This window comes from Corynebacterium sp. 239_CJEI (assembly GCF_001055995.1).
GTDB lineage: Bacteria > Actinomycetota > Actinomycetes > Mycobacteriales > Mycobacteriaceae > Corynebacterium > Corynebacterium jeikeium_D.
This window is the reverse complement of the sequence record NZ_JVOW01000030.1, coordinates 91,493-98,258: the sequence shown is the minus strand read 5'-3', so window position 1 is coordinate 98,258 and position 6,766 is coordinate 91,493. Positions and strand designations below refer to the sequence as shown.

The window sequence follows — 6,766 nt, the reverse complement described above, 5'->3', positions numbered from 1 at the left end:
GGGGGGTGTCCCTATGTTTTTGTCAAGTGCCAGACCGATGTTGACGAGCACAGTCTTGGGAGTAGTTTCTTAGGCGTGCCTAGGAGCCGGCCAGCGTGTGCTGGTCGGCTTCGTCTTTGGGGCTTTATGCGGCGACGGGGCGTGGCGGGATTTCGCGGAAGAACTCCTTGTTTTTCAGCATCGCGTAGATGACATTGCATCGGCGTCGTGCCAGGCAGATGACTGCTGCGTTGTGGCGTTTTCCTTCAGCGCGTTTGCGTTCGTAATACCGCCGTGACGGTTCGTGGCTGCGGATAACTGCGAATGCGGAGTAGAACAAGGCGTTTTTCAGTCGTTTATTGCCTGACCGTGCCGGGAATTCACCTCTGATCGACGAACCGGATCGTCTAGTCACGGGTGCTATTCCAGCATAAGCAGCTAAGTGGCCAGCACTAGCGAAGTCGGAGCCATCACCGATCGCAAGAAGGATCTGCGCTGCGGTCTTGATGCCGACTCCGGGCATACTCATCAAGACCTCACAAAGAGGGAAATCAGCGAGCATCTCTTCAACCTGCTCAGCAATGGTGTTTCGTTGCTCTTTGAGGGCCTGGATGTTTGCAGCCAGTTGAGGAATTACTAACTCGGCGGCATCGCTTCCAGGCACGGTGACTGTTTGAGCTTTCAGCGCTGTAAAAATGTCGTCTACCAGCGGGGTGGGGTCTTTACGTGTGCGCTTGATCATCCAGTTCAACACTCGTTGGTATCCGGCTCTTTTTAGCCCCTGCGGTCCCTTGTAATGGATCAATAATTCCAGGATCGGCGTGCGAGTCAGGGTGCTACCAGCAAAAACTCGTTCCAGGCTGGGGTAGATCTGGGTGAGGACACTGCGAAGCCGATTGACAGTGCGAGTGCAATCGCGGGCGATGTCATCATCGAAGCCGGACAGCATCTTTAGGGCGGAGAGTACCTCATCATTGCGGTCGACGGCACGTAGCGTGTGGGGCATTGTGCGGGCGGTGTCGGCGATGATGAATGCGTCGCGTTTGTCTGTTTTTGCACGTCCCGGATAGAGATCTGCAGCTTTGCGCATCGCAAGACCTGGCAGGTATCCGACTTCGCAACCGCAGTCCCGGGCTACAGCAATCGGTAGTGCGCCGATGGTGTTGGGTTGGTCGACGATCACGAGCACGGTGCCAAGCTTCTGAAGCTGGTGAAAAACGCCTGCTAGTTCGGATTCGAGTTGAGGCAACGGTTTGTCGAAGACCTTGTTGCCATCACGGTCTAAGGCGCAGGCGTGGTGTTCAGATTTGCCGACGTCTAACCCAAGGAATATGTCGATGGAATGCTCCGGAGACATGATGAGCTCCTAGAAAACGAGATGGGTATGGCGTTGTTCCAGTCGCTGGTGTCATGACCTTCGTTGCAAGCACCCACGTTACAAAGAGACCTAGTTTAAAACTGGCCGTGTCCCTATCAGCTGTCATCGAAAGTCCTGGCACCCGGCGGCAACMCCCCCCGGATTATGGAAACTACAGGGCAGGTAAGCCATACCGGACCAGCGACTATCCCCATTATCGGGGACACTCACAAGGTAACGGGCTTTCGATGGCATGGTGGGCCCCACCTGCGCCTGGCCTGCGGTGCGCGCTAACCTGCAGCATGTGCTGTGCGTGCCCTACATCAAGCAGGCCGATTTCTTTCTCAGCCCCGGCCTAGGCCCAACTCTCACGCGGTGCATATACACACTGCATCGTGCCGCCTTAGCTCAGTCGGTAGAGCGTCTCACTCGTAATGAGAAGGTCGCGAGTTCGATTCTCGCAGGCGGCTCAGGTTTAAATGGGATCCTTTAAAAGGATCCCATTTTTTATTTCTTGGATCGGTCAAACATGAGGAGAGCGAATCCAACAGCAATCCAGAGGATGAGAACCCACCACGCTGCCCCAGCACCGTTGCCATCGAAGAATGACAGTGACCTGACTAGGTAGCCAGTAGCCCCAATGGGCATCCACTGGCCAAGAGTGGACCAACCGGCCGGAAGCAGCCAGGGGCCAGTGGATAGTCCAGAGAGCGGGTTCGCCAAGAAAATCGTCAAAATGGCGCCGATTCCCACACCGGGAGTGCCAATAATGGCTGCGAGCCCAGCGGTGAGCATTGAGGTAGCCAGGATTCCCAGAGAAATAGCCAGCCATTCCATGCCGAAGCTGCCTGAAAGCGTGCCGTAGACAGAGTGGAGCATCCACGTTGCCACGAGGGCTCCGAAGACTGCGATGCCAGCGAGGACACCCAATTTCGTCCACTTCTTACCCCGGAAGAGGAAGGTGGCTATAACTGCCGAGATGATACCGCCGAAAGCCAGCGGCAAGCCGAGGAGCGCGACACCGGAAGCTTGTGGGTCATCCTGTGTGGTTGGAGCCAAATCTTCCCGCTCTACAGGGATGTTTTGAGACTCGAGGGTCGTCGCAATGCCGTCGATAAGCTGCGAGTAGGGTGCGCCGTTGCCTGAAGCGGTGTAGGCGGTAGCGCCTGTCGGGGAGATGACGATGCCGCCAACGTTTTCGCGATTGAGGATTGACTCGCGTACGGCTTCAGGGGTGTCCATCACCTGGATGTCGGGAGCATCGTCGCCGGCTTTGTGCTCGATGGCTTGGGTGATTTGTTCGGACATTGGGGCGGGGGCAGACAGGGCAATGGGGACATCCTTCGGGCCGGAGGCAAATGTCGGTGCCAAGAACGCGAAGAGCATGAGCCCGATGACGAGCGGAATGCCGGAGATGACGGCGACCGCTTTGCGGGCGGGTGAGGCTTCTTTTGTCTCAGTCGTAGCTGTTGACATGGCCTATCTCCTAACTGGAGCAGAGTGTTTCACTTGCAAAGTGGAGCATAGTGTTCCGTTTGTTAGGATGCAAGTGTGAGACAAGATGCAGTGATGAACAGTGATGCCATCGTGGAAGCAGCGCGAAAACTCTTGATAGAGCAAGGGGCCGGTGTATCCATGCGTGCGATTGCCAGGGAGGCCGGTGTCGGTGTAGCTACGGCAAGCAGGCATTTTCCCCGCAGGATTGAGCTTCTCGATGCAGTCGGTGCGCGCGCTGCAGCTGATATCGACAGGATTGTTGAGGCAGCCGTATCTCAGTTTGACGACGATCCGGACGGTGCTTGGCACGAAGCAGTTCACGCAATCGCGGAATTGAAGGCCGCGGATCTGGGCCAAGCTTTATTTAGTGACCTCACTGCCGATACTGGCGATGAAGCGAAAGAGATCGACAGCATTATCGAAAAGCGAATGGCAGAGTTGCGGCGGAACTATACACCGTTGTTGGAAAAGGCCAAAGCAGCTGGGCTATGCCCGGAGGGCGTTGCACCGCTTGATTTCCACCTTGGGCTCGCTGTGGTCTCGCGTCCCCTTCCTAACTCGGCAGCGGTAGAGCAGTACTTTTCCGGTGTGCAAGAAAAGCTTGTGGACTTAATGCTTACGGGTTTGGCAGCACAGGCGAAGGGGAATCACTAAACCCCTCGGTGATAAGTCCTGAAAAATCCTGCACACGTTCCGACGCGGGGTGATTCTCCGAAACGAATGGGGGCGGAAATCTCGGAGCCGGGGACTCTCAATCGAGTGTTTGCTACTGTTACTCAGCACATGGCAGGTACGCGGAAACTAGGAGAACGCACTATGCGGCAGCCCGGACACCAGCGACGAGCAGTGCAGCGATCAGCGGGACGACTAGCTGTGGTTTTGGCGGCCGCGGCAATCATGCCTGCCGGTCTTGTGGCCTGCACCATCGACACGGAGGCTTCCAGAGCAGGAAGCGCTCAGCAAGCTGCCTCGGCAGAAACTCAAACGTCCTTGGCAGCTGAAGAAGAGGCCATGCAGATGCCGAACCCCACGCCGCCGAATGAGGAGTTTGCAATGCCTGATTCTGCTAACCCCGACGCAGTTGCTCCGGGCGACGCGCCACAACAGCAAGCTAATCGCGCTACTTCGCGTGCCGACGGCTCCAGCGCTGTAGCCGGCAAGGTCATCTACCTCGACCCGGGGCACGCCGGCACCCCACCACCTGCTGACTTGATGGTCACTGACGGTCGTGGTGGCCAAAAGCCGTGTAATACCTCCGGCACCGCTTCCAACGACGGCTTCCCGGAGCACGAGTTCAATTGGCTGATGGCGCAGGAAATCAAGCAGCTGCTCGAACAGCGCGGTGCTCAGGTGCTACTCAGCCGCGAGGATGACGCAGGTCGTGCAGATTGCATCGATGCCCGTGCAGAGAAGGAAAATGCCTCCAACGCCGATGCCGTGGTGAGCCTCCACGCTGACGGTGCTGGAGAGGGCAACCGCGGATTCCATGTGTCGGCGATTTCTCAGCCGCTCGCTAATAATGACGAGCAGGGCTCTACCGCGCTGGCAACCGCCCTGCGCGATGCCTTTGTTGCCGCAGGTTTTGCGCCGTCTAACTATCTCGGCAGCGAGGGGCTGAATCCGCGCGCAGACCTCACCGGACTCAACCTATCGGCGAAGCCAAAGGCACTGGTCGAATACGGCAACATGCGCGATAGCAGCGACATTGCCCTCTTGACTTCCAGCGAAGGCCGTCAGCGCTTGGCAGAGGCCACTGTGGCTGGGCTGGAAGGTTTCCTGGCGCAGTAGCCAACCTGCTAACTAGCCGGGTTGGCCTTAGCCTTCGGCGTCATCGCTTCGTAAGGCTCCATCATGGGGATATCCAGCATGGTGCTGGGGACACCAAAGGCATCGACAAGTACCTCAGACCAGGGGCCAAGGGAATCAACCAGATCGGCCAAGCCCGCTCGCGCGCCCTTGGTGCGAGTACCGGTGAGCAGTGACTGCTCCAAGAACCAGCCGGCGTTATCGCAGACAACCGACAGGAAGAACACATCACGAACCTGCTCGAGCACTTCTTGAGAGCGCTCGTCTGTGATCGTGGATTCGGCTTCGAAGAACGCTTCCAGGATCATGCGATCGATATGCGCCCACGCGCAGGAAATCATGTGGTCCTGGACCTTGTCCACCAGCTTCGCGGCCTTTTCAACAGGCAGTTTCCGCGCCGGGCGCAGCCTGCGAGCAAGGGACTTGAGAAGTCGGTTCTCGCGCTCGATAAGTAGCTGCATCTGGCTGGCGGGGTCAAAGAGCGAGGACTCATCAGCGTCAGTCAGCGCATCCAAGAGGTTCTGGACGACGGCATCTGCACCGGTGCGACGGCGCAATATGCCACTGAAATTGTCGAGGCCGAAGCGCACCATCTCCAGGTTGGAAAAACTCTGCACCTCCCGGGCAAAACCGCCCAAGAGTTCCTTGGTGACCAGCTGCAACATCACCACGTTGTCGCCCTCAAAAGTGGTGAATACGTCAGAGTCTTCTTTGAGAATGGTCAACAGGTTCTCTGCCATGTAACCGGCTCCACCGGTGGCCTCACGCATCTCCTGGATGGCGTCGGTGGCATGTGCGGTGTTGGCGACCTTCAATGCGGCGGCATGCGCCTCCACTTCACGCAAATCGCGAGCCTGCTCCGGGGTTAGATTCGCACGGTCCAGCCCCTCCGCTTCGAGGTCGTGAATCCGCTTGATTAGCAGGTTGGTGGCAAATTGCAGACCGTACGAACGCGCAATGCGGGGGAGTAGTCGGATTCGGTGTTGGCGGTGCTCAATGAGCTTCTTTTCCGGCAGTGAATCGTCGGGAGCAAATTGGCGCCGCAAGTGTGCGTACTTGGTGCCGATGGTCAATGCGGTGCGGGTTGCCGCACCAGCGGCTGCACCGACTGTCACGCGGCCGCGCACGAGGGCACCGAGCATTGTGAAAAACCGTGCATTGGGGCTGTCAATATCGCTGCTGTACTCGCCAGTGGCCGAGACATCTGCAAAACGGTTAAGCAGGTTCTCCCGCGGCACGCGGTAATGATCGAACATGAGAGTGCCGTTGTCCACGCCCAAGAGGCCGCCCTTGGTGCCGTGGTCGCCGATAGCAACTCCGTCGACAGGCGAACCATCATCATTGCGGATTCGAGCGACAATGCAGTGCACACCATGGGATTCTTCCTGCCCTGGTGTGTAGAGCTGGCAAAAGACCGCAGCCCAGCGCCCATCGCGCGCGGCATTGCCCAAAAACCACTTCTCAGAGGAAGCCGTAGGGGAATTGAGGATGAATTCTTCCGTCTCGGGGTCGTAGTGCGCCGTGGTTTCGAGTGATTGCACGTCCGAGCCGTGGCCACGCTCGGTCATCGCAAAGCAGCCGAGAGCCCGCAGCTCAATGAGGTCACGCACCAACTCGCCGTGACGCTCAGTTCCCAAGTTGCTGACAGCGCCGCCGAAAAGGCCCCACTGCACTCCGGACTTCACCATCAACGACAAGTCGGTGTGGCCAAGCATTTCAATCCCGGTGAGAGTGCCACCGGTATCTCCTGTGCCGCCCTGGTCAGTGCGGAAAGCCCCATAGGGCATGCCGGTCTTAAGCACCTTGGACAGTGACTCGGTGGTGTGCTGCCTGGCCTCCTCCACGGTCAGCCCAGAGGTGGGCCGCAGGGAGGGGTCTTCTAGAAGGACGCGGACATCAGCGCGCGCCTCGGGGAAATAGCCGTCCAGGGCCTTTTGCAGTGCACCTGCCACTTCCGGTTCAGGACGGGAGGGGAGCGTCTTCGGACCATCGGTCGAGCGACGGCGGGGGATTCGCGTGGAGCTGGAAGAAGTCTGTGCCATAACCCAACGTTAATGGGATATCTGGGGCTTGTCAGCCGCTTTCGACTGAGAAACTCATGAGGAAATCGGGGCCACGGGTCGGAAA

At 58.2% G+C, this 6,766-nt stretch carries 5 protein-coding genes and 1 tRNA gene; 3 read left to right on the top strand and 3 right to left on the bottom strand.

Annotation, left to right across the window (positions count from 1 at the left end; translation table 11 throughout):
* Positions 1–124 precede the first annotated feature (124 nt).
* A complete protein-coding gene (locus ADB08_RS08500; protein ID WP_011273191.1) occupies positions 125–1,336 on the bottom strand; it encodes an IS110 family transposase in 1,212 nt (403 codons plus the stop codon).
* Positions 1,337–1,733: 397 nt separating this feature from the next.
* Here ADB08_RS08500 and ADB08_RS08495 point away from each other — a divergent pair.
* Positions 1,734–1,806 (top strand) — tRNA-Thr (locus ADB08_RS08495).
* A gap of 37 nt (positions 1,807–1,843) precedes the next feature.
* Here ADB08_RS08495 and ADB08_RS08490 read toward each other — a convergent pair.
* The gene (locus ADB08_RS08490; protein WP_049172397.1) at positions 1,844–2,812 is read right to left on the bottom strand and encodes a membrane protein; all 969 of its coding nucleotides are present in this window, start codon (positions 2,810–2,812) and stop codon (positions 1,844–1,846) included.
* A 75-nt stretch (positions 2,813–2,887) separates the two neighbouring features.
* On the opposite strand from ADB08_RS08490, the gene ADB08_RS08485 reads away from it, so the two are divergent.
* The gene (locus ADB08_RS08485) at positions 2,888–3,487 is read left to right on the top strand and encodes a TetR/AcrR family transcriptional regulator (protein ID WP_193394159.1); all 600 of its coding nucleotides are present in this window, start codon (positions 2,888–2,890) and stop codon (positions 3,485–3,487) included.
* Between the two features lie 162 nt (positions 3,488–3,649).
* Positions 3,650–4,621: an N-acetylmuramoyl-L-alanine amidase gene (locus ADB08_RS08480; protein WP_049172396.1), complete on the top strand. Its 972-nt coding sequence runs from the start codon at positions 3,650–3,652 to the stop codon at positions 4,619–4,621.
* Positions 4,622–4,629: 8 nt separating this feature from the next.
* On the opposite strand, the gene ADB08_RS08475 is transcribed toward ADB08_RS08480, so the two are convergent.
* Positions 4,630–6,681, bottom strand: a complete 2,052-nt coding sequence (locus tag ADB08_RS08475; RefSeq protein ID WP_049172394.1) for an acyl-CoA dehydrogenase family protein — start codon at positions 6,679–6,681, stop codon at positions 4,630–4,632.
* Positions 6,682–6,766 lie beyond the last annotated feature (85 nt).

Coding starts and splice junctions, on each gene's coding strand:
- ADB08_RS08490 (WP_049172397.1), bottom strand. CDS start 2,812: ATGTCAACAGCTACGACTGAGACAAAAGAAGCCTCACCCGCCCGCAAA.
- ADB08_RS08475 (WP_049172394.1), bottom strand. CDS start 6,681: ATGGCACAGACTTCTTCCAGCTCCACGCGAATCCCCCGCCGTCGCTCG.
- ADB08_RS08480 (WP_049172396.1), top strand. CDS start 3,650: ATGCGGCAGCCCGGACACCAGCGACGAGCAGTGCAGCGATCAGCGGGA.
- ADB08_RS08500 (WP_011273191.1), bottom strand. CDS start 1,336: ATGTCTCCGGAGCATTCCATCGACATATTCCTTGGGTTAGACGTCGGC.